The organism is Cupriavidus pauculus (genome assembly GCF_008693385.1).
Taxonomy (GTDB): Bacteria; Pseudomonadota; Gammaproteobacteria; order Burkholderiales; family Burkholderiaceae; genus Cupriavidus; species Cupriavidus pauculus_D.
In genome coordinates this window covers 3,441,010-3,460,795 of the sequence record NZ_CP044065.1, presented here as the reverse complement: position 1 = coordinate 3,460,795, position 19,786 = coordinate 3,441,010, and the positions used below count along the sequence as shown (strand labels likewise).

The following is a 19,786-nucleotide window of genomic DNA, read 5'->3' as shown; positions in this document are numbered from 1 at the left end:
CGTAATCGGACGAAATCGAAGCCATATATTGCGCTAACAATGCGTTACGGCTGGCCGTCCAAATCAGTCCTTGGGGATGGTCTGGTCGGCCGGGATGCCTTGCGGCGTGTACCCCGGAGGCGCAGGAATGGGCTGCGACTGCGAGGGGATCTGCTGAGGATAAGGTTGCTGCTGCGGCACGAACGGCTGCTGCGGGATCGTCGCCGGCTGGCTGACGGTTGGCGCGGGCGCCGGTGCGGCCGGGGTGGGCATCGGGGTGGACAGCGGCGCCGCGGCCCCCGAAGGTGGTACGGCCGGGAGGCCCGAGGCGCGACCCGCGAGCGCGTTGTTCTGGATCGGCAGCGCGATTTCCTGGCGCGCGCCGTTTCGTTCGATCACGATGCCACGGCCACGGATTTCGACGACCTTGATCTGCGGCGACAGCGCGGCGCCCACGCGCACGGCCTTCGGCGCGCCCCCGTCGAGCGACAGGATGGCCGCGCTGGGGCCGGAGCCATCGACGTTCGCGACGACACCGATCAGTTGCACGTCGCGGACACCCGTCTGCACGGTGCCGCCGAACAGCGTGGCAATCGCGCCGGTTTCGACGGCCTCCGTCTGCGCGACGCGCGCGGTGTTGGGCACCGCGATCGTCTTCATCGCACTGAAAGTGAGTACCCAGTGCGTCGCGAGCGCGCAGAGGGCAACGAAGCATACGAGGCTTGCAAGCCTCGGCAGCCAGGCGGCGGAGGGGTCGAAGCGGAAGGCAGGCCGGGAAATCGCAGGCACGGGTACGCGGGGTCGGATGAGATCAGGCGCCAAGCGTACCAGAGCCATGCGGCAACTGTCTGTCACACAAGACCGACAATTGCCGCCTTCGACGCAGTCAGAGCAGATCGTCGAGCAGGTCCGGGCCGAACACCTCGCGATGGATGTTCTGCACGGGCACGCCCGCGGAGATCAGCGCATGGCGCTGCGCCTGCATGAAGCCGAGCGGTCCGCACAGGTAGAAGCGCCCATCGGCGAACGCCGCGGTGTCGCGGTGGTCGAGCAACGCGCGGATGGGCATGGTCCCGGCATGGTCGTAGTCGCGGCCCGCGACGTCGGCGTCCGTCGGCGTTTCATAGCTGATGTGGGTACGCAGTTTCGTGAGACGTTCCCGCGCCCACCCGAGGTCGGCCCGGTGCGCGTGGTGGCCGCCGTGGCGCGCGGCGTGGGCGAACAGCACGGGACGGTCCGGCTGCTCGACCGCGAGCGTGCGCAGGACCGACAGCATCGGGGTGATCCCGATGCCGGCGGACAGCAGCGCGATCGGCGAACGGTCGTCGATCTCCGGCGTGAACTCGCCCCACGGCGTGCTCACGTGGAGCGTTGCGCCGACCTGGACGTTGTCGTGCAGCCAGTTGGAGACCGCGCCTTCGGGCGTCTCGGCGCTGCCGGTTTCGCGCTTGACCGAGATGCGCCAGGTCGGCAGGCCGCGTTCGGCCGACAGCGAATACTGGCGCAGCTGGCGACGGCCGTCCGGGAACGTGGCTTCCACGCTGATGTACTGGCCGGGCTCGAAGTCGCGCAGCGGCTTGCCGTCCGGCGATGCCAGCGTGAGCGACGCCACGGTCTCGCTCTGTTCCTCGCGCGCGACCACGCGCACCGGCAGCAGCTGGCCCGCGGCCATGCCGCTGCGATCGTAGAGGCGCGACTCGGCGGCGATGAATTCGCCGGCCAGCAGCCAGTACGCCTCGTCCCACGCGGCAATGAGTTCGGGCGTCGCGGCATCCCCGAGCACGATCTTGATCGCGCCGATCAGGTACTTGCCCACGATGGGATAGTGCGCGGGGGTCAGTCCCACGGCGACGTGCTTGTGGACGATGCGTTCGATGACGGGCGCGAGCGCGCCGGCGTTGTCGATGTTGGCCGCATAGGCGAACAGGCCCGATGCGAGCGACTGCTGCTGCGACCCGTTGGCCTGGTTGCCCATATTGAACAGGCGGGTCAGCTCCGGGCGCGCCGCGAACATGTCCGCGTAGAAGCGCGTCGTGATGGCCACGCCGTGCTGGCGCAGGACGGGGATGCTTGCATCGATATAGGGGCGGGAAGCAGCGGACAACATCAGGAGAACTCCGGTTTATTCATGCATTGCAAATGCATGATTTCGCTCACAATAAAGCCGGCACAAGCATTGCGGCAAACCTCCGCTCAGGCCGTGCGCCGGCTCAGATAATCGCGATGCAGGCTGATGATCGACTCGGCCGTCCGGCCGTTGCCGGAGACCTCGCCCAGCGTAATGCCGTCGAGCGCGCGGTAGAAGGACTCTTCGGCCTCGTCCAGCGCGCGCTTGAGCCGGCAGTTGCCGTTCAGCGCGCAGGGCGGATCCGCGCAGTCGATGATCGACCGGTGCCCTTCCAGTTCGCGCAGGATCGTGCCAACGGACAGGCGCTCGGCGCCGGGGCCGAGCTGCAGCCCGCCGTGCCGGCCACGCGTCGCGGTCAGCCAGCCCAGCTTCGACAGCCGCGCCGCCACCTTGACGAGGTGGTTGTGCGAGATATCGAACTGCTGGCCGACCTCGGCGATGGTGATCGGCCGGCTGCCGTCGCCGCGGGATACGTACATCAGCATCCGGAGCGCGTAGTCGGAGAATCGGGTCAGTTGCATCGTGAGGGCAATGATAGATAACATGTATTTCAAATGCAAGATTTAGTTGCCCTGCAACACGAGGGATCCAACCGGGCGCGGATCGACGAAATGTGGAACGGAATGCGCCCGCACATCAAACGGTCATGCCCGTGGCGTTATACTGGCTGGCCATTCCGGCCACGCCGACGCTGCCCGGCGGGGATGATCCCGGCACACCAGGCACGAGGCCAGACACGATGCAAAGATTCGCCACCTCCCTCCTTCAAGCCCCACGCGCCTCACGTTCCCGACTCGCCCGCGCCGGGCGCGCGCGCGGCTTCACCCTGATCGAAATCATGGTGGTGATCGTGATCCTCGGGGTGCTGGCGGCGCTGGTGGTCCCCAAGATCATGAGCCGCCCGGACGAGGCGCGGGTCGTGGCCGCGCGCCAGGACATCTCGTCGATCATGCAGGCGCTCAAGCTGTACCGCCTCGACAACGGCCGCTATCCGACGACCGAGCAGGGCCTGCCCGCGCTGGTCTCCAAGCCGACCACCGAGCCCGTGCCCAACAACTGGAAGGGCGAGGGTTACCTCGAGAAGCTGCCCAAGGATCCCTGGGGCCATCCGTACCAGTACCTGAACCCCGGCGTGCGCGGCGAGATCGACGTCTTCAGCTTCGGTGCCGACGGCCAGGCCGGCGGTGCCGCCAACGACGCCGACATCGGTAACTGGGACTAAGCCACCCGCCTCCGATGCGCCGACATTCCCTTGCCACCCGCGGCTTCACGCTGCTGGAACTGCTGGTGGTCATGGTGATTGCCGGCATCGTGATCTCGCTGGTCGCCGTCAATGCCTCGCCGAACGAGCGTGGGCGCATTCTCGACGACGGCCAGCGCATTGCCCGCCTGTTCGAGCTCGCGCAGGAAGAAGCGCAGCTCGGCGCGCGCCCGATCGCCTGGGAAGGCAACTCGTCGGGATGGCGCTTTCTGGAAGCCACGCCGCAGGGCTGGCAGCCGATGCGCACCGACGTGTTCGCGCCGGGCCGCTGGCGCCTGGCCATGGACAGCGTGGCGATCGTCGAGGGCGGCCGCTCCGGCGGCAACGGTATCTTCCGGCTCGTCTTCGGCCGCGAACTCGTCGATGGGCCGCAGCGGCTGGTACTCGTGCGCGGCCCGATCCGCGTCGAGGTGACTGGCGACGGCAGCGGCCGGTATCTCGCCACGGCGCGGCCATGATCCAACGCAAGCGCCCCGCGCGGGGCTTCACCCTGATCGAGGTCCTCGTCGCGCTCACCATCCTCGCGGTCGCGCTGACGGCGGCCATGCGCGCCATGGGCTCCATGGTGGAAGCCGGCATCTCGCTGCAGACGCGCATGCTGGCCGAATGGAGCGCCGAGAATCACCTCGCCACGCTGCGCCTGTCCAAGACATGGCCCGAACCGGGCACGCGCGGGTACGATTGCCCGCAGGGCGGCACGCCGCTGTGGTGCGAGGAGTCGGTCTCCGGCACGCCGAACCCGTCTTTCCGCCGCGTGGAAATCGCGGTCTACCCTTCCGCCGCGAACAAGTCCGTGCGCCTCGCGTGGCTCGTCACCATCGTCCCCAATGAAACGCGCAACATGCTCTGACCGGTCGCGCGCACGCGGCTTCACGCTGCTGGAGATGCTGGTCGCGATCACGCTGCTGGCCGTGATGGCCGTGATCGGCTGGCGCGCGCTCGACTCGCTGACGCGCAGCCGAGAACGGCTGACCGACCACGACCTGCGGCTCGACGCGCTCAAGGTGCTGTACGGCCAGCTCCAGTCCGATTGCGAGCATCTGGCCACCGCGTCGCTGCTGCAGGCGAGCCCGCTGGAACTTGGGCCGGGACAGCTGCTGATGGTGCGCGACCGCCGGGACACGGGCCAGCCGACGGCTTGGCAGGTCATCGCCTACCGGCTCGACGGCAATACGCTGGTACGCGCCGCGAGCCCCTACCTGGCCTCACGCAACGAAGTGCGCGGCGCGCTGCTGAATATGCGGCAGGCCGCCGGACAGGCCGTGCAGGTGCGGCCGCTCGTGCGCGACGTCAACAACATGTTCGCCCGCGCGTGGGTGGAGCCGGGCGGATGGCAGGCCGACACGGGACGGATCTACGGCGCGCTGATTCAGGGCAATGCCGCGGCCAGCGCCGCCGCGGCGGCGAACGCGGCGATCGCCGGGGCGACCGGCGCGAGCGATGCCGAGGCGAATTTCGGCAATGTCGCCACCGCGACCGCGATTCGCGCGGTGGAGCTGACGATTTTCGCGCGCATGGGCGACGGCGATTCGCCACGGCAGTTCCAGAAGGTCTGCATGACGGGGCTATGACCGTGCGCGACATCCATCCACCCCGCCCCGCCCGCCCTGCCCCGACCGCGCGTCTCCACGGCCGCGCCCAGCGTGGCGCTGCGGTCGTGACGGCGCTGCTCATGGTCACGCTGGCCGTGGTGGTCGTCTCCGGCATGCTGTGGCGGCAGCAGGTGCAGATCCGCTCGATCGAGAACCAGCGGCTGCTCGCACAGGCCACCTGGATTCAGCGCGCGGCCGTGGACTGGGCCCGGCTGATCCTGCGTGACGACCAGCGCCGCTCGCAGGTCGACTACATCGGCGAGCCGTGGTCGGTGCCGGTGGCGGAGACCAAGCTGTCGGACTTCCTCGGTGCCGGGTTGCGAACCGATCAGGCCGGCGAGACCTCGTTCCTGTCCGGCCGCATCATGGACGCGCAGGCGCGATTCAATCTGACGAACCTGGTGCTGCGGACCGCCGATGGCGAAACCCGCGCCTACAGCATCGACAACACGCAGATGGTCGCGTTCCAGCGGCTGCTGCAGACCCTCGGCCTCAATGCCGGGCTGGCGGAGCCCACCGCGCAGTACATGGTGCGCGCGGCCCGCGGCACGAGCAGCAATGGCGAGCCCGCGCCGCGCCCGCCGGAAAGTGCCGACGACCTGCTCGCGGTGCCGGGCTTTACGCCGGACATGGTCGCGCTGCTGGAGCCGTTCGTGGCCGTGCTGCCCGAGTCCACGAAGGTGAATGCCAACACTGCCGATCCCGAGGTGCTCGCGGCGGTCATCAACCTGCCGATCGACAAGGCGCGCGAACTGGTGCGCCAGCGCGACCGCGCGTATTTCAACAACACCAACGACATCGTCAACCAGCTGTCCGCGATTGCCCCGCAGGTGAATGCGAGCACCGCCACGAGCCGGCTCGACGTGCGCACGCATTACTTCTTCATCTACGGGCTGGTCCGGCACGAGCGCGCGAACCGGCTGCAGGTGTCGCTGGTGTTCCGCGCGGACGTGCTCGGTAGCGGCAATACGACACGCGTGGTGTGGGTGCACGACGCCGACCGTCTGCCCGAGGTGCGCTAGACGGGGTGCCGCCCGCCGGGGGATTTGACTAGCGCTAAATCTGGGCCTGCACAATCGGACGGGCTGCTATTGACGCCAGTTAGTCACACAGGCAAGGTATGCTGCTGCGCCTGCCTGGCGCACCGGTTATCCAGACCGCTTCGGGGCGGCCGTCCGGAAGCGTCTTCGTGCGATCCGACGCGATACAAGCCCGCTGCAAGTCCATAAGTATTCCCTGAATTCAAGGATATTTTGAGTACCACCCTCTACGTCCGCCTGCCGCAACGGCCGCATGACCAGCCGCAACCGTGGCAGCTCGGCGCGATGCCTTTTGCATTGGTACGCACGCCCGTGGGGGACAAGAGCCGCCGCGTCGGCGACGCCAGCGCGCTCGATCTGTTGCGCGAAGGCCACGCTTCGGTGTCCGAACTGCCGGCGGCGGATCGTCTCGTCCTGATCGTCGCCGCGAGCGACGTGCTGCTGACCACGGCCATGGTGCCGCCGCTGCCGCCGGCCCGCCTCAAGCTTGCGCTGCCGAATCTGGTCGAGGATGCGCTCGCGACCGATGCCCAGCCGTGCCATATCGCGATCGGCCCGGGTCTGGAGCCCGGCGCGCCGCCGCGCGGCGCACGGCGGCGGCTGCTGATGGTGGCCGACCGGGCGTGGCTGCGGGCGGTACTCGACGCATTTGCCGATCACAAGCACCGCCGGCGCCATGTGGTGCCCGCCCAGTTGTGTATTCCGCTGACACCGCTGGCGTCGCCGCAGGTCCTGCGCAAATACGAGCCGAAGCTCGCGACGGCGACCGAGGGCGCGGATGCCGAGGTCGATCCGCTGGCGGATCCCGAGGACGAGAGCGAGGACCAGGGCGCGGACCAGCGCGCCATCGACGGCGCTTCAAACGGTGCCGGGGTCGCGGCCGGAGGGGCTGCGGTCGCGCCCGTACAGCTGGCGACGCTCGTGGTCGAGGGCGCCACGGCGGCCCTCGCGGACTCCGCGTCGCTGCTCGAGAACGCGCCCGCCACCCGCATCGGCAATGGCCGGCTCTGGCAGGTGACGGTGCGCACGGGCGCCTATGACGGCTACGGCCTGCTGCTCGGCGACGACGCGCTGGCCGCGTGGCAGGCCCTTGCGCCGGCCGGGCGCTGGCACGGCGACCGCGCCGCGCTCGCGCATGCGCCGGTCCCCGCGCTCTACGAACGCCGGCATACGGGCCGCGCGCCCCGGCCGCTGGACGACTGGCGCGTCTGGCTCGAGGGTGCCGAGGATTGCCTGCGGCAACGCGACCTCGACCTCGCGCAGTTCGAATTCGCGCAGGGCCGCATCGACCGCTGGAACCTGCGCGCGTGGCGCCTGCCGCTGGTGCTGGCCTGCGGCGTGCTGCTCGTGCAGCTGATCGGCATGAACGTGCACTGGCTGATGCTGCGCAAGGAGCGCGATCAGCTGGAAGCCGCGCAAACCCAGGCCCTGCGCACGGCATTTCCGCAGATCCCGGTCGTGATCGACCCGCCGTTGCAGATGCGCCGGCAGGTGGAGCAGCTGCGGCTGGCCTCCGGGCGCAGCACGCCCGACGATTTCCTGCCGCTCGCGGACCGCTTCGCCAGCGCCGCGCGCAGCCTGGCGCCCGATGCGCTGCAGGCGCTCGAGTATCGCGGCCACACGCTGTACGTGACGCTGAAACCCGGCACCGACACGAACGCGCTGCGCAATAGCGTGCGCCAGTCGGGCCTGCAGATGGATGAAGACAAGAACCCGCCGGACGCGATGACGCGCGCCACCGGCACGCCCGGGCCCGCGGGCTCGCGCTGGACGGTGAAGCCCGGATCATGAAAGACAAGACAAATACCGGGATGAACACGGGCAAAGCCGCCGCGCGCGGCAAGGGCCCGCGCGGGGCCAACGTGATGGCGCGCTTCGCGCGGCTGCGTCCCCGCATTCCCGAGCGCTGGCACGAACGGTTCGATGCCTTCTGGGAAGCCCGCAATCCGCGCGAACAGGCGATTCTCGGCGGCGGCTCGCTGATCCTGCTGCTGGTGGTCGGTTACACGGTGCTGTGGGAGCCTGCCGCCGCCGGTCGCGTGGCGCTGGCCAAAACGCTGCCCGGCCTGCGCGCCAGTCTCGCGGAAATGGAAACGCTTGCGCAGGAAGCACGCGGCCTGTCCGCGAGCCCCGCGCCGTCGCTGCGCGGCGATGCGCTGACGCAGGCATTGCAGGACAGCCTCGGCCAGCACGGCCTCAAGGCCACGCGGCTGGCAACGACCGGGGACAACGCGGTGCAGGTGCAGTTGGAGAAGGTGGCGTTCGGATCGGTGGCGAGCTGGCTGCAGGACGTACGCCTGCAACAGCGCCTCAAGGTCACGGATGCGCGGTTCCAGTACGTCGGCGCCACCGCGCTGGTCAACGTCACCGCCACACTGCAAGGCCCTGGCGCCGGCGGGCGCAACTGATGGCCCGGCTGGAGTCCCTGCGGCTGCCGCGCCGGCGCCGGCGCGAGTCGAACGTCTGGCGGCGCGTGCGATGGGCGCTGCTGGGCGTGATGGTGGTCATCGCCACGCTGATCGCGCAGTTGCCCGCCGCCTGGCTGGCGGACAGCGTGGCGGCACGATCGGGGCAGCGCGTGCTGCTGGCCGACGCGGCCGGCACGATCTGGCACGGCAGCGCCACGCTGGCGCTGTCGGCCGGCGCGGGCAGCCAGACCGCAACCGTATTGCCGGGGCGGCTGGCGTGGTCCGTGCCGTTCTGGCCGCTGCTCACGGGCACGCTGCGCGTGGTCGTGTCGCATGACCACTCGCTGGCCGCGCCCGTCGCGCTGGCGGTGACGCCGCGCGGATGGACCGCGCAGGCCGGCGCGATGCGCCTGCCCGCGTCGCTGCTGGAGGGCGTGGGCGCACCGTTCAATACGCTGCGCCCCGACGGGCAGATGCGGCTGGACTGGACGGCGATGCGCGGACGCTTTGCCGACGGCGCGCTCGAGGGTCATCTGACCCTGCGCATCGAGCAAGTATCATCGGCGGTCAGCCGGCTGCGGCCGCTGGGCAGCTACCGCGCCGAGATCGACTGGACCGGCACGGCGGGAAGACTGGAATTGAAGACCATGGCGGGGCCGCTGTACCTGGAGGGCAGCGGCACGCTGGGCAAGCCGGCACGATTCGATGGAACGGCGAAGGCCGATCCCGATGCGGCCGCGCAACTGGCTGGGCTGCTGAGCCTGCTGGGACGACGAGAGGACAATGTGACAAGGCTGCGCTTCTGAACTACGACGCATCCGAAGCCGGCTGGAACCGATTATGAAAACCCAAGCACACCGACCCTTCATCCGCACCGCCCTCGCGCGCGCCACCGCCCTGCTGTGCGGCCTTTCCCTGCTTGCGCCCGCGCCGCTCTGGGCGCAGCAGGCCGACGTCTCGCCGCCAAGCCGGGACCAGGTTGTGCTGAACTTCGTCAACGCGGACCTCGACTCCGTGGTCAAGGCGGTGGGCCAGGCGACAGGCAAGAACTTCGTGATCGACCCGCGCGTCAAGGGCACCGTGAACCTGGTGACCGAACAGCCGGTGTCGCGCGCGCAGGCGCTCGAGACACTCGGCTCCGTGCTGCGCATGCAGGGCTACGCGATGGTCGAGAGCAACGGCTTCACCAAGGTCGTGCCCGAAGCCGACGCCAAGCTGCAGGGCTCGCCGACCGTGATCGGCGGCGCGGCGGGACGCGGCGACCAGGTCGTGACGCAGGTATTCCGGCTCAACTACGAGTCCGCGAACAACCTCGTGCCCGTGCTGCGGCCGATGATCGCGCCGAACAACACGATTACCGCGTACCCGGCCAACAACACGCTCGTCATTACCGACTACGCCGACAACCTGCGCCGCCTGGCCCGCATCATCGCGGCCGTCGATGCGCCGGCGACCGGGGAAGTCGAGATCGTGCCGCTCAAGAACGCGATTGCCAGCGATGCGGCCCTCACGCTGCAGAAGCTGCTCGATCCGTCCGCGGCCGGCGGCACCGCGGCGGCGGGTACGGGCGATTCGAGCCTGCGCACGACCGTGGTGGCCGAGCCGCGTAGCAATTCGCTGATGATTCGCGCGTCGAGTCGCGCGCGCGTGCAACAGGCGCGCATGCTGATCGAGAAGATCGATCAGCCCTATGCGCGCCCCGGCAATATCTGGGTCGTGCCGCTGCGCAATGCCGATGCGGTGAAGCTCGCGGCCACGCTGCGCGCGATCGTCGCGGCCGACAGCAGTTTTGCGTCCACGACGCAGCCTGGCGGCGCGGGCGGCACGGCCGCCGCGGGCGCGGGGGGTTACGCGCAGTCGCAGGGCTCGCAGACTGGCGGGCAGTTTGGTGGCAGCAGCTCGGGCGGGTACGGCGGTTTCGGCAGCAGCGGCAGCCGGTCGGGCAGCGGGTCGAGCTTCGGCAGCGGCGGCGGCAATGCGTTCTCCGCGTCGTTCGCCACGAACCAGCAGCCGACCACGGGCGGCATCATCCAGGCCGATCCGGCGACCAATACGCTGATCATCACGGCGACGGAACCGGTCTACCGGAACCTGCGCAGCGTCATCGACGACCTCGACCAGCGCCGCGCGCAGGTCTATATCGAGTCGATGATCGTCGAGGTGACGGCCAACAACTCGGCCGAGCTGGGCATTCAGTGGCAGGGGCTGCTGAGCTCGGACAACAACAATACGGGCGTGTTCGCGGGCACGAACTTCGGGGTGGGCGGGCAGAACATCCTCAACCTGACCGGTGCCGTCGCCGCGTACAACCAGAATCCGACGGCGGGACTCGCCGCGGCAAGCCAGTTCGTCCCGTCGCTGGGCGGCCTGAACCTCGGCATCGTGAATCGCGCGATCGGGCTGGGCGCGCTGCTGCGCGCGCTCGGGACCAATTCGAGCGTCAACCTGCTGTCCACGCCGAACCTGATCACGCTCGAGAACGAGGAAGCGAAGATCCTGATCGGCCAGAACATCCCGATCACGACGGGCTCGTACGCGCAGACCGGCAGCACGTCTACCGTGACGCCGTTCAACACGTTCGACCGCAAGGACGTCGGTATCACGCTGCGCGTGCGCCCGCAGATCACCGACGGCGGTCTCGTGAAGTTGCAGATCTATCAGGAATCGTCATCGGTGTTGAACGGCACGCAGAACAATACGTCGGGCCCGACCACCAATGTGCGGTCGATCGAGACGAACGTGCTCGTCGACGACGGCCAGATCATCGTGCTGGGCGGCCTGATCCAGGACAATGCCACCGAGAACGTGCAGAAGGTCCCCGGCCTTGGCGATCTGCCGTGGATCGGCGGCCTGTTCCGCTACGAGAGCAAGGTTCGCGAGAAGACCAACCTGCTCGTATTCCTGCGGCCCTACGTCATGCGTACCGGCGCGGCGACCGATCGGCTCGCGCAGGACCGTTACGATTTCATGCGTGCGCAGCAGTCCGGCTTCGTGCCGCAGAACATCATGATCCCTCAGCGCGACACGCCGCAGCTGCCGCCGGCCGAGGCGCCGACCGCACCATTTGTCGATCCGCGCAGCACCACGCCGCTGGCCCCGCCGCTGCCGCTGCAGCAGACGCCGCAGCCGCTGACGCCGCCGCAGCAGGTGCCGGATCCGGCGCTGCAGCCGTCGCGGCCGCTGTCGCAGCGCTCGAATCCGGCCGTGGCGCTCGCCGATGCGTTCTCGCGCGGCCCCATCAACTAAAGTCCTGTCATGGCCACCGACGTATCCACCCAGCCTGACGAGACCGACCTCGCGCCCGGCACGCCCGACGCGCTGGACGCGCTCGAGCCGCCCTCGGCCGTTGCCGCGCGGCTCGTGCCGTACAGCTTTGCCCGCGAAGCCGGGCTGCTGATCGCGCACCAGCGTCCCGATGGCCTCGAGGTCTGGGTCAGCCGCGCCACGGCCCCGTCCGCGCTGGCCGAAGTGACCCGCGTCCATGGCGCGCTGCGCCTGCGCGTGCTGGAGCCGGAAGCGCTCGAACGCGCGATGTCCGATGCCTATAACCGCCAGGACGGCAGCGCCGCGCAGGTGGTTGGCGAGGTGGAGGGCGAAGTCGATCTGTCCCGGCTGATGCAGGACATTCCGGCGGTCGAGGATCTGCTCGAATCCGAAGACGACGCGCCGATCATCCGCATGATCAATGCGCTGCTCACGCAGGCCGCGCGCGAAGGCGCCTCCGATATCCATATCGAGCCGTTCGAGTCGTCCTCGGTGGTGCGCTTCCGCGTGGATGGCACGCTGCGCGACGTGGTGCGGCCCAAGAAGGCCCTTCACGGCGCGCTGATCTCGCGGATCAAGATCATGGCGCAGCTCGACATCGCCGAGAAGCGACTGCCGCAGGATGGCCGTATCACGCTGCGCGTGGGCGGGCGTCCGGTGGACGTCCGCGTCTCGACGCTGCCGACCGGCCACGGCGAACGCGCGGTGCTGCGTCTGCTCGACAAGGAAGCGGGTCGCCTCGACCTTGCCAAGCTCGGCATGGCGCGCGAGACGCTCGTCAATTTCGATCACCTGATCCACCAGCCGCACGGCATCGTGCTGGTGACGGGGCCGACCGGTTCGGGCAAGACGACCACGCTGTACGCGGCGCTGTCGCGGCTGGATTCGCACACGACCAACATCATGACCGTGGAGGATCCGATCGAGTACGACCTCGACGGCATCGGTCAGACGCAGGTCAATCCGCGGATCGACATGACGTTCGGCAAGGCCCTGCGCGCGATCCTGCGGCAGGATCCGGACGTGGTGATGATCGGGGAAATCCGGGATCTCGAGACCGCGCAGATCGCGGTGCAGGCATCGCTGACGGGCCACCTCGTGCTGGCCACGCTGCACACGAACGATTCGGCCTCGGCGGTCACGCGTCTCGTCGATATGGGGATCGAGCCGTTCCTGCTGTCGTCGTCGCTGCTCGGCGTGCTCGCGCAGCGGCTGGTACGCCGGCTGTGCCCGCACTGCAAGCGCGAAGAGGTCATCGAGGTCACCGCCGCGGAGGCCGAGGTGTTGCGCACCGAGGGCAAGCCGCTGCAGCGCGTCTGGCACGCGGTGGGTTGCGACAAGTGCGGCAATTCGGGTTACCAGGGGCGGATGGGTGTCTACGAACTGCTGAGCGTCGATGACGAGATTCGCACGATGATCCATCGACAGGTGCCGGAGTCCGAGATCAAGCAGGCCGCGCTGGCCAAGGGCATGCACACGATGCGTGGCGATGCGCAGCGCTGGATCGACAGCGGCGCGACGGCACTCGAGGAAGTGCTGCGCGTCACGCGCGATTAGCCCCGGAGCCTGACGCAGCATGCCCGCATATCGTTACGAAGCCGCGGACGCCGCCGGACGCGCCGATCGCGGCGTCATCGAGGCCGACAGTCCCAAGCAGGCGCGCAGCCAGCTGCGCGCGCGCGGGCTCACGCCCATCATCGTGGATCCGCTCGCGGGCAGCGGCATGGCCAAGCGGACCGGCGGCGCGCTGTTCGTGCGCCGGCTCAGCACGCAGGAGCAGGCGCTGTTCACGCGGCAGCTGGCCAGCCTGATCGTGTCCGGACTGCCGCTCGACGAAGCGCTCGGCGCGCTCGCCGACCAGGCCGAGCGGCAGTACGTGCACGAACTGCTCGCCGGCATTCGCGCCGAGGTCATGGGCGGCAGTTCGCTGTCCGTGGCGCTGTCCCAGCATCCGAAGGACTTTCCCGATATCTACCGCGCGCTCGTGTCGGCCGGTGAGCATTCGGGGCATCTGGGGCTCGTGCTCGAGCGGCTGGCGACCTATATCGAGACGCGCAACACGCTGACCTCGAAGATCCGGCTCGCGTTCACCTATCCGGCGATCGTCACGGTGGTGGCGTTCGCGATCGTGATCTTCCTGCTGTCGTACGTGGTGCCGCAGGTCGTCAGCGTGTTCGCCAACACCAAGCAGAAGCTGCCGACGCTGACGATCGTCATGCTGGCACTGTCGGACTTCGTGCGGAACTGGTGGTGGGCGGCGCTGGGCGTGATCGCGGTCATCGCGCTGATCGTCCGCAGTCTGCTGCGGCAGCCCGATGTCCGGCTCGCGTGGCATCGCTGGCTGTTGACGGCACCGCTGATGGGCAAGCTGATCCGCGGGTACAACACCGCGCGGTTTGCGAGCACGCTGGCGATTCTCGTATCGGCTGGCGTGCCGATTCTGCGCAGCCTGCAGGCGGCCGGCGAGACGCTGACCAATCAGGCGCTCAAGACCAACGTCGATGATGCGACCACGCGCGTGCGCGAAGGCGCGTCGCTGGCGCGCGCGCTGGCGGCGCAGAACCAGTTTCCGCCCGTGCTCGTGCATCTGATTCGCTCGGGCGAGGCGACCGGCAACCTGCCGGTGATGCTCGAGCGGGCCGCCACCGGCGAGGGGCAGGAGCTCGAGCGGCGGACACTGTTCCTGACCAGCCTGCTCGAACCGCTGTTGATCCTGACGATGGGCGTCGTGGTGCTGCTGATCGTGCTGGCGGTGCTGATGCCGATTATCGAGATCAACCAGCTGGTGCGCTGAGGATTAGCCCTCCGCCTTCTTTGAGCCCTCCGCCTTCTTTGGGGCGCGCTTTCGCGGTGCGCGCTTGGCGGGGGCCTTCCTCGCGGGGGCCGGGGCCGCCTCGTCCGCTTCCGGTGTGTCGATAGCTGGAGCGACGGCCGGCTCGGATTCGGGCTCGGATTCGGGCTCGGCCACCGGCGCGGTTTCCGGTCTGGCCGATACCACCGTATTGCCCGGCGCCGCGAACACCGATGCGTCGATCGGCCAGGGCTTGTCGCCGAGGGTCACCTCGGGACGCCGCGTGCGCTTGCCGCGCGAGCGGGACTGCCGGGGTGCCTCGTCTTCCCCCTCGTCCACGGTTTCCGGAATCAGCGTCGATGCCGAGCCCGCGTTCTCTTCCACTTCCGGGGTCAGGGTGACCGGTGCCGGTTCGGGCGTAAGGTCGAGGTCGAGATCCGATTCGGGTTCGTCGTCGAAGTCAGGCGCCGCGGCGGGTACGGCCGGCGCGTGGTCCACCTCGTCCAGATCGACGCCGAAGGCGGCGTCCGACGCAGGCGCGGGTACGGGGCGCTGCGGCGGTTTCACGTCCTGTCCGCCACCCTTGTTGCGCTTCTTCAGGCGTACCCAGATCGTCTTGTTGTTGCCGCCGTTGCGCGTCTCCACCTCGAACAGGCCCGTGGCCGCCACGAGTTCCGAGAGCTTGCCGTAGCCATAGTTGCGCGAATCGAATTCGGGCGCCTGCTTGGCGATGTGGTTGCCCATGCCGCCCAGCGTCGACCAGCCGTCCTCGTCGGACACCGCCTTCGAGGCGCTCTGCAGCAGGCGCACGAGGCGCGAGTCCTGGCGCAGTTCGCCCGTGTTGCGGCGGCGGGCCGGTGCCACCGCGCCCTCGGCGCCGTCCACCCCCTCGACACCCTCCACACCTTCCACATCCACTTCGGCGCGCAGCACGTCCGAGTAGATGAACTTGTCGCAGGCCGTGACGAAAGGCTTGGGCGTCTTGCGCTCGCCGAACCCATAGACCGTCAGGCCCTGCTCGCGGATACGGGAGGCCAGGCGCGTGAAGTCGCTGTCGGACGACACGATGCAGAAGCCCTGGAAGCGGCCCGTGTACAGCAGGTCCATCGCGTCGATGATCATCGCGCTGTCGGTGGCATTCTTGCCGACCGTGTAACGGAACTGCTGGATCGGCTGGATCGAGTGCGACAGCAGCTTTTCCTTCCATCCGGCAAGGTTGGGCTTGGTCCAGTCGCCGTAGATGCGCTTGACGGCGGCGACGCCGTACTTGGCGACTTCGGCCAGCAGGCCTTCCACGATGGCGGGCGTCGCGTTGTCGGCGTCGATCAGCACGGCCAGGGTCGCGGTGCCCTGGCGGGGAACAATGGTCATGTCGTTTGCGGAATAAGCGGCCGGGCGAATCTGGCGGTCTGTGCGATGCGGCGCATGCGCATCTTTGGCTCGGGAAAGACACCCGGTGGTGCGGTCTTGGATGCAACGCAGTGTACACGCGATAGACCTGTCCTTAGGGGAAACCATGGGGGATCTGGCCCGTTTTATGCTGCATGGCAAGGTACCGCCGGCGCGGCGGCAGTGCTACCATCCGCGCAGAGACACAGTCACGCGGCGCCTTCACAAGAGGCAATGCCTGCCTGCCCCATAAATGATGTGTCGGCGATCCCGACAGCATGCCCCATAGAGGAGCCTTCATGAACGCACCCCTGACCGCCCCGGTCAGCGACGCCATCCGTCGCGCGCTCGACAATGTTTCCCTGGACGACAAGTACACGCTGGAACGCGGCCGTATCTACATCAGCGGCACGCAGGCCCTGGTACGCCTGCCCATGCTCCAGCGCGAACGCGATCGCGCCGCCGGGTTGAATACCGCGGGCTTTATCTCCGGCTACCGCGGCTCCCCGCTCGGCGCGCTCGACCAGTCGCTCTGGAAAGCCAAGAAGCATCTGGCCGCGCACGAGGTGGTCTTCCAGCCTGGACTCAACGAGGACCTTGCCGCCACGGCGGTCTGGGGCTCGCAACAGGTCAACATGTACCCGGACGCGAAGTTCGATGGCGTGTTCGGCATGTGGTACGGCAAGGGACCGGGCGTCGATCGGACCGGCGACGTGTTCAAGCATGCGAACTCGGCGGGCTCCTCGCGCCATGGCGGTGTGCTGGTCCTTGCCGGCGACGATCACTCGGCCAAATCCTCCACGCTCGCGCACCAGTCCGAGCATATCTTCAAGGCCTGCGGGCTGCCCGTGCTGTTTCCGTCCAACGTGCAGGAATACCTGGACTACGGCCTGCACGGCTGGGCAATGAGCCGCTACTCCGGACTATGGGTCGCGATGAAATGCGTGACCGACGTGGTGGAGTCGTCGGCGTCGGTGGAGCTGGATCCGCACCGCGTGCGCATCGTGCTGCCCGAGGATTTCATCCTGCCGCCGGGCGGGCTCAATATCCGCTGGCCCGATCCGCCGCTGGAGCAGGAAGCGCGGCTGCTCGACTACAAGTGGTACGCGGCGCTCTCGTACGTGCGTGCCAACAAGATCGACCGTATCGAGATCGATTCGCCGCACGCGCGCTTCGGCATCATGACCGGTGGCAAGGCATACCTCGATACGCGCCAGGCCCTGTGCGACCTCGGGCTCGATAACGAGACCTGCTCGCAGCTTGGCATCCGCCTGTACAAGGTCGGCTGCGTCTGGCCGCTGGAAGCGCACGGCGCGCGCGCGTTCGCCGAAGGGCTGCAGGAAATCCTCGTGGTCGAGGAAAAGCGCCAGATCATGGAGTACGCGCTCAAGGAAGAGCTGTACAACTGGCGCGACGACGTGCGGCCCAAGGTCTACGGCAAGTTCGACGAGAAGGACAATGCGGGCGGCGAATGGTCGATTCCGCAGAACAACTGGCTGCTGCCGGCCCACTACGAGCTGTCGCCGGCGATCATCGCGAAGGCGATTGCGACGCGGCTCGAGAAGTTCGAGCTGCCCGCCGACGTGCGCGCGCGCATCGCCTCGCGGCTGGCAATCATCGAAGCCAAGGAGCGCGCGCTCGCCACGCCGCGCGTGACGGCCGAGCGCAAGCCCTGGTTCTGCTCGGGCTGCCCGCACAACACGTCCACGAACGTACCCGAGGGGTCGCGCGCGCTGGCCGGCATCGGCTGCCACTACATGACGGTCTGGATGGACCGCAATACGAGCACGTTCAGCCAGATGGGCGGCGAGGGCGTGGCGTGGATCGGGCAGGCGCCGTTCGCGGGCGACAAGCATGTGTTTGCCAACCTCGGCGACGGCACGTACTTCCATTCGGGACTGCTCGCGATTCGCGCGTCGATTGCCGCGGGTGTGAACATCACATACAAGATCCTCTACAACGACGCGGTGGCCATGACCGGCGGCCAGCCCGTCGATGGCCAGCTGTCGGTGCAGGACATCGCGTTCCAGGTGCATGCCGAGGGCGCGAAGCGCATCGTCATCGTCACGGACCAGCCCGAGAAGTACAACAGCGCCATCCGGCTGCCGGAAGGCGTGACGGTCCATGGCCGCGAGCAGCTCGATGCCATGCAGCGCGAGCTGCGCGAGGTGCCCGGCTGCACGATCCTGATCTACGACCAGACCTGCGCGACCGAGAAGCGCCGCCGCCGCAAGCGCGGCACGTATCCCGATCCGGCACGGCGCGCGTTTATCAACGACGCGGTGTGCGAGGGCTGTGGCGATTGCTCGGTGAAGTCGAACTGCCTGTCGGTGGAGCCGCTCGAGACCGAGCTGGGCACCAAGCGCCAGATCAACCAGTCGTCGTGCAACAAGGACTTCTCGTGTCTCAACGGCTTCTGCCCGAGCTTTGTCACGGCGGAAGGCGCGCAGGTGCGCAAGCCCGAGGCGCATGGCATCTCGATGTCGAGCCTGCCCGCGCTGCCGCTGCCCGTGCTGCCAACGCTGAACCGCGCGTATGGCGTGCTGGTGACGGGCGTGGGGGGCACCGGCGTGGTGACGATCGGCGGGTTGCTCGGCATGGCCGCGCACCTCGAGAACAAGGGCGTGACGGTACTGGACATGGCAGGCCTCGCGCAGAAGGGTGGCGCGGTGCTCTCGCACGTGCAGATTGCCGCGCGACCCGATGACCTGCATGCGACGCGGATCGCGATGGGCGAGGCCGATCTCGTGATCGGCTGCGATGCGATCGTCTCGGCAACCGACGAGGTCATCTCGAAGACGCAGGCGGGCCGGACGCGCGCGGTGGTCAATACCGCGCAAACCCCGACGGCGGAGTTCATCCGCAATCCGAAGTGGCAATTCCCGGGCCTGTCGGCCGAGCAGGATCTGCGCAACGCGGTGGGCGAGTCGTGCGACTTCATCAACGCGAGCGCGCTGGCCGTGGCACTGATCGGCGATGCCATCTACACGAACCCGCTCGTGCTCGGCTATGCCTGGCAGAAGGGCTGGATTCCGCTGACGCTGGAAGCGCTCGAACGCGCGATCGAACTCAACGGCGTGTCCGTCGAGAAGAACAAGGCCGCGTTCGACTGGGGCCGCCATATGGCGCACGACCCCGAGCATGTGCTGTCGCTGACGGGCAAGCTCGGCAACGTGGCCGAGGGTGGCGACGTGGTGAAGCTGCCGACGTCGTCGGGCGCGCTGCTGGAGAAGCTGATTGCCAGCCGTGTGGATCTGCTGACGAAGTACCAGAACGCCGCGTATGCCGAGCAGTACCGCGAGGTGGTGCAGCGGGTCCGCGCCGCGGAGTCGGCTTTGGTGGGGGGTGGCAAGCCGCTGCCGGTGACCGAGGGTGTGGCGCGCAATCTGGCCAAGCTCATGGCGTACAAGGACGAGTACGAGGTGGCGCGGCTCTATACGGACCCCGTGTTCCTCGACAAGCTGCGCGCGCAGTTCGAAGGCGAGCCGGGGCGCGACTACCAGCTCAACTTCTGGCTTGCGCCGCCGCTGATGGCCCGGCGCGACGAGAAGGGACATCTGGTCAAGCGCCGCTTTGGGCCATCGACGATGACGCTGTTCAGGATCCTTGCGAAGCTCAAGGGGCTGCGTGGCGGCGTGCTCGATATCTTCGGCCGTACCGAGGAACGCCGCACCGAGCGCGCACTGATCGGCGAGTATCGGTCGCTGGTCGAGGAACTGGCTGGCGGGCTGTCGCAGGCCAATCACGACACCGCGGTCGCGCTGGCGAATCTGCCGGACGATATTCGCGGGTTCGGCCATGTGAAGGAGAACAACCTCGCGGCGGCGCGGGCGCGGTGGGCGAAGTTGCTCGAGCAGTTCCGGCATCCGGAGACGGGACAGCGCGCCGCCTGAGTCCGGCATGGGTACACTGGTGGTTTGGCCCGACACCAGTC

16 protein-coding genes are annotated in these 19,786 nt (G+C 68.3%); 12 read left to right on the top strand and 4 right to left on the bottom strand.

The genetic code is table 11. From position 1 onward, the window contains the following. Positions 1–63 precede the first annotated feature (63 nt). The 3 genes from FOB72_RS15840 to FOB72_RS15830 form a co-directional block, all read right to left on the bottom strand. Positions 64–768: a general secretion pathway protein gene (locus FOB72_RS15840; protein WP_150373486.1), complete on the bottom strand. Its 705-nt coding sequence runs from the start codon at positions 766–768 to the stop codon at positions 64–66. Between the two features lie 97 nt (positions 769–865). Then, complete coding sequence (locus tag FOB72_RS15835) at positions 866–2,086, bottom strand: globin domain-containing protein (RefSeq protein ID WP_150373485.1); 1,221 nt, start codon at positions 2,084–2,086, stop codon at positions 866–868. 86 nt (positions 2,087–2,172) lie between these two features. After that, on the bottom strand, positions 2,173–2,628 hold the full coding sequence (locus FOB72_RS15830) for an RrF2 family transcriptional regulator (RefSeq protein WP_150373944.1): 456 nt from the start codon (positions 2,626–2,628) through the stop codon (positions 2,173–2,175). Positions 2,629–2,846: 218 nt separating this feature from the next. On the opposite strand from FOB72_RS15830, the gene gspG reads away from it, so the two are divergent. The 11 genes from gspG (at position 2,847) to gspF (ending at position 14,466) form a co-directional block, all read left to right on the top strand. Further along, the gene (gene gspG / locus FOB72_RS15825) at positions 2,847–3,329 is read left to right on the top strand and encodes a type II secretion system major pseudopilin GspG (protein ID WP_150373484.1); all 483 of its coding nucleotides are present in this window, start codon (positions 2,847–2,849) and stop codon (positions 3,327–3,329) included. Positions 3,330–3,343: 14 nt separating this feature from the next. Continuing rightward, positions 3,344–3,826, top strand: a complete 483-nt coding sequence (locus FOB72_RS15820) for a prepilin-type N-terminal cleavage/methylation domain-containing protein (RefSeq protein WP_150373483.1) — start codon at positions 3,344–3,346, stop codon at positions 3,824–3,826. Beyond that, on the top strand, positions 3,823–4,218 hold the full coding sequence (gene gspI, locus FOB72_RS15815) for a type II secretion system minor pseudopilin GspI (protein WP_150373482.1): 396 nt from the start codon (positions 3,823–3,825) through the stop codon (positions 4,216–4,218). The genes FOB72_RS15820 and gspI overlap by 4 nt, the downstream gene beginning before the upstream one ends. Continuing rightward, on the top strand, positions 4,196–4,939 hold the full coding sequence (locus tag FOB72_RS15810; RefSeq protein WP_150373481.1) for a type II secretion system protein J: 744 nt from the start codon (positions 4,196–4,198) through the stop codon (positions 4,937–4,939). The genes gspI and FOB72_RS15810 overlap by 23 nt, the downstream gene beginning before the upstream one ends. Further along, a complete protein-coding gene (gspK, locus tag FOB72_RS15805) occupies positions 4,936–5,982 on the top strand; it encodes a type II secretion system minor pseudopilin GspK (RefSeq protein WP_150373480.1) in 1,047 nt (348 codons plus the stop codon). Before FOB72_RS15810 ends, gspK begins: the two co-directional genes overlap by 4 nt. A 231-nt stretch (positions 5,983–6,213) precedes the next feature. Then, a complete protein-coding gene (gene gspL, locus FOB72_RS15800) occupies positions 6,214–7,791 on the top strand; it encodes a type II secretion system protein GspL (protein ID WP_150373479.1) in 1,578 nt (525 codons plus the stop codon). A 20-nt stretch (positions 7,792–7,811) separates the two neighbouring features. After that, positions 7,812–8,408 (top strand): type II secretion system protein M, encoded by a 597-nt coding sequence (locus tag FOB72_RS15795; RefSeq protein WP_150373943.1) that lies wholly within the window; start codon positions 7,812–7,814, stop codon positions 8,406–8,408. Continuing rightward, the gene (locus FOB72_RS15790) at positions 8,408–9,214 is read left to right on the top strand and encodes a type II secretion system protein N (protein WP_150373478.1); all 807 of its coding nucleotides are present in this window, start codon (positions 8,408–8,410) and stop codon (positions 9,212–9,214) included. The genes FOB72_RS15795 and FOB72_RS15790 overlap by 1 nt, the downstream gene beginning before the upstream one ends. A 34-nt stretch (positions 9,215–9,248) precedes the next feature. Then, positions 9,249–11,654, top strand: coding sequence for a type II secretion system secretin GspD (gene gspD, locus FOB72_RS15785; protein WP_150373477.1), 2,406 nt, complete (start codon positions 9,249–9,251; stop codon positions 11,652–11,654). A gap of 9 nt (positions 11,655–11,663) precedes the next feature. Further along, positions 11,664–13,229 carry a type II secretion system ATPase GspE gene (gene gspE / locus FOB72_RS15780; protein WP_150373476.1) on the top strand — a complete coding sequence of 522 codons (1,566 nt, stop codon included), beginning with the start codon at positions 11,664–11,666 and terminating at the stop codon, positions 13,227–13,229. Positions 13,230–13,248: 19 nt separating this feature from the next. Further along, positions 13,249–14,466: a type II secretion system inner membrane protein GspF gene (gene gspF / locus FOB72_RS15775; protein WP_150373475.1), complete on the top strand. Its 1,218-nt coding sequence runs from the start codon at positions 13,249–13,251 to the stop codon at positions 14,464–14,466. 3 nt (positions 14,467–14,469) lie between these two features. On the opposite strand, the gene FOB72_RS15770 is transcribed toward gspF, so the two are convergent. After that, positions 14,470–15,834: an NYN domain-containing protein gene (locus FOB72_RS15770; protein ID WP_150373474.1), complete on the bottom strand. Its 1,365-nt coding sequence runs from the start codon at positions 15,832–15,834 to the stop codon at positions 14,470–14,472. Positions 15,835–16,151: 317 nt separating this feature from the next. On the opposite strand from FOB72_RS15770, the gene FOB72_RS15765 reads away from it, so the two are divergent. Next, complete coding sequence (locus tag FOB72_RS15765; RefSeq protein ID WP_150373473.1) at positions 16,152–19,745, top strand: indolepyruvate ferredoxin oxidoreductase family protein; 3,594 nt, start codon at positions 16,152–16,154, stop codon at positions 19,743–19,745. Positions 19,746–19,786 lie beyond the last annotated feature (41 nt).

What these genes read in the sequence shown, in the direction of transcription:
- FOB72_RS15835 (WP_150373485.1), bottom strand. Translation starts at nt 2,086, where the DNA reads ATGTTGTCCGCTGCTTCCCGCCCCTATATCGATGCAAGCATCCCCGTC.
- FOB72_RS15830 (WP_150373944.1), bottom strand. Translation starts at nt 2,628, where the DNA reads ATGCAACTGACCCGATTCTCCGACTACGCGCTCCGGATGCTGATGTAC.
- gspG (WP_150373484.1), top strand. Translation starts at nt 2,847, where the DNA reads ATGCAAAGATTCGCCACCTCCCTCCTTCAAGCCCCACGCGCCTCACGT.
- FOB72_RS15820 (WP_150373483.1), top strand. Translation starts at nt 3,344, where the DNA reads ATGCGCCGACATTCCCTTGCCACCCGCGGCTTCACGCTGCTGGAACTG.
- gspI (WP_150373482.1), top strand. Translation starts at nt 3,823, where the DNA reads ATGATCCAACGCAAGCGCCCCGCGCGGGGCTTCACCCTGATCGAGGTC.
- FOB72_RS15810 (WP_150373481.1), top strand. Translation starts at nt 4,196, where the DNA reads ATGAAACGCGCAACATGCTCTGACCGGTCGCGCGCACGCGGCTTCACG.
- gspK (WP_150373480.1), top strand. Translation starts at nt 4,936, where the DNA reads ATGACCGTGCGCGACATCCATCCACCCCGCCCCGCCCGCCCTGCCCCG.
- FOB72_RS15795 (WP_150373943.1), top strand. Translation starts at nt 7,812, where the DNA reads ATGAACACGGGCAAAGCCGCCGCGCGCGGCAAGGGCCCGCGCGGGGCC.
- FOB72_RS15790 (WP_150373478.1), top strand. Translation starts at nt 8,408, where the DNA reads ATGGCCCGGCTGGAGTCCCTGCGGCTGCCGCGCCGGCGCCGGCGCGAG.
- gspD (WP_150373477.1), top strand. Translation starts at nt 9,249, where the DNA reads ATGAAAACCCAAGCACACCGACCCTTCATCCGCACCGCCCTCGCGCGC.
- gspE (WP_150373476.1), top strand. Translation starts at nt 11,664, where the DNA reads ATGGCCACCGACGTATCCACCCAGCCTGACGAGACCGACCTCGCGCCC.
- gspF (WP_150373475.1), top strand. Translation starts at nt 13,249, where the DNA reads ATGCCCGCATATCGTTACGAAGCCGCGGACGCCGCCGGACGCGCCGAT.
- FOB72_RS15770 (WP_150373474.1), bottom strand. Translation starts at nt 15,834, where the DNA reads ATGACCATTGTTCCCCGCCAGGGCACCGCGACCCTGGCCGTGCTGATC.
- FOB72_RS15765 (WP_150373473.1), top strand. Translation starts at nt 16,152, where the DNA reads ATGAACGCACCCCTGACCGCCCCGGTCAGCGACGCCATCCGTCGCGCG.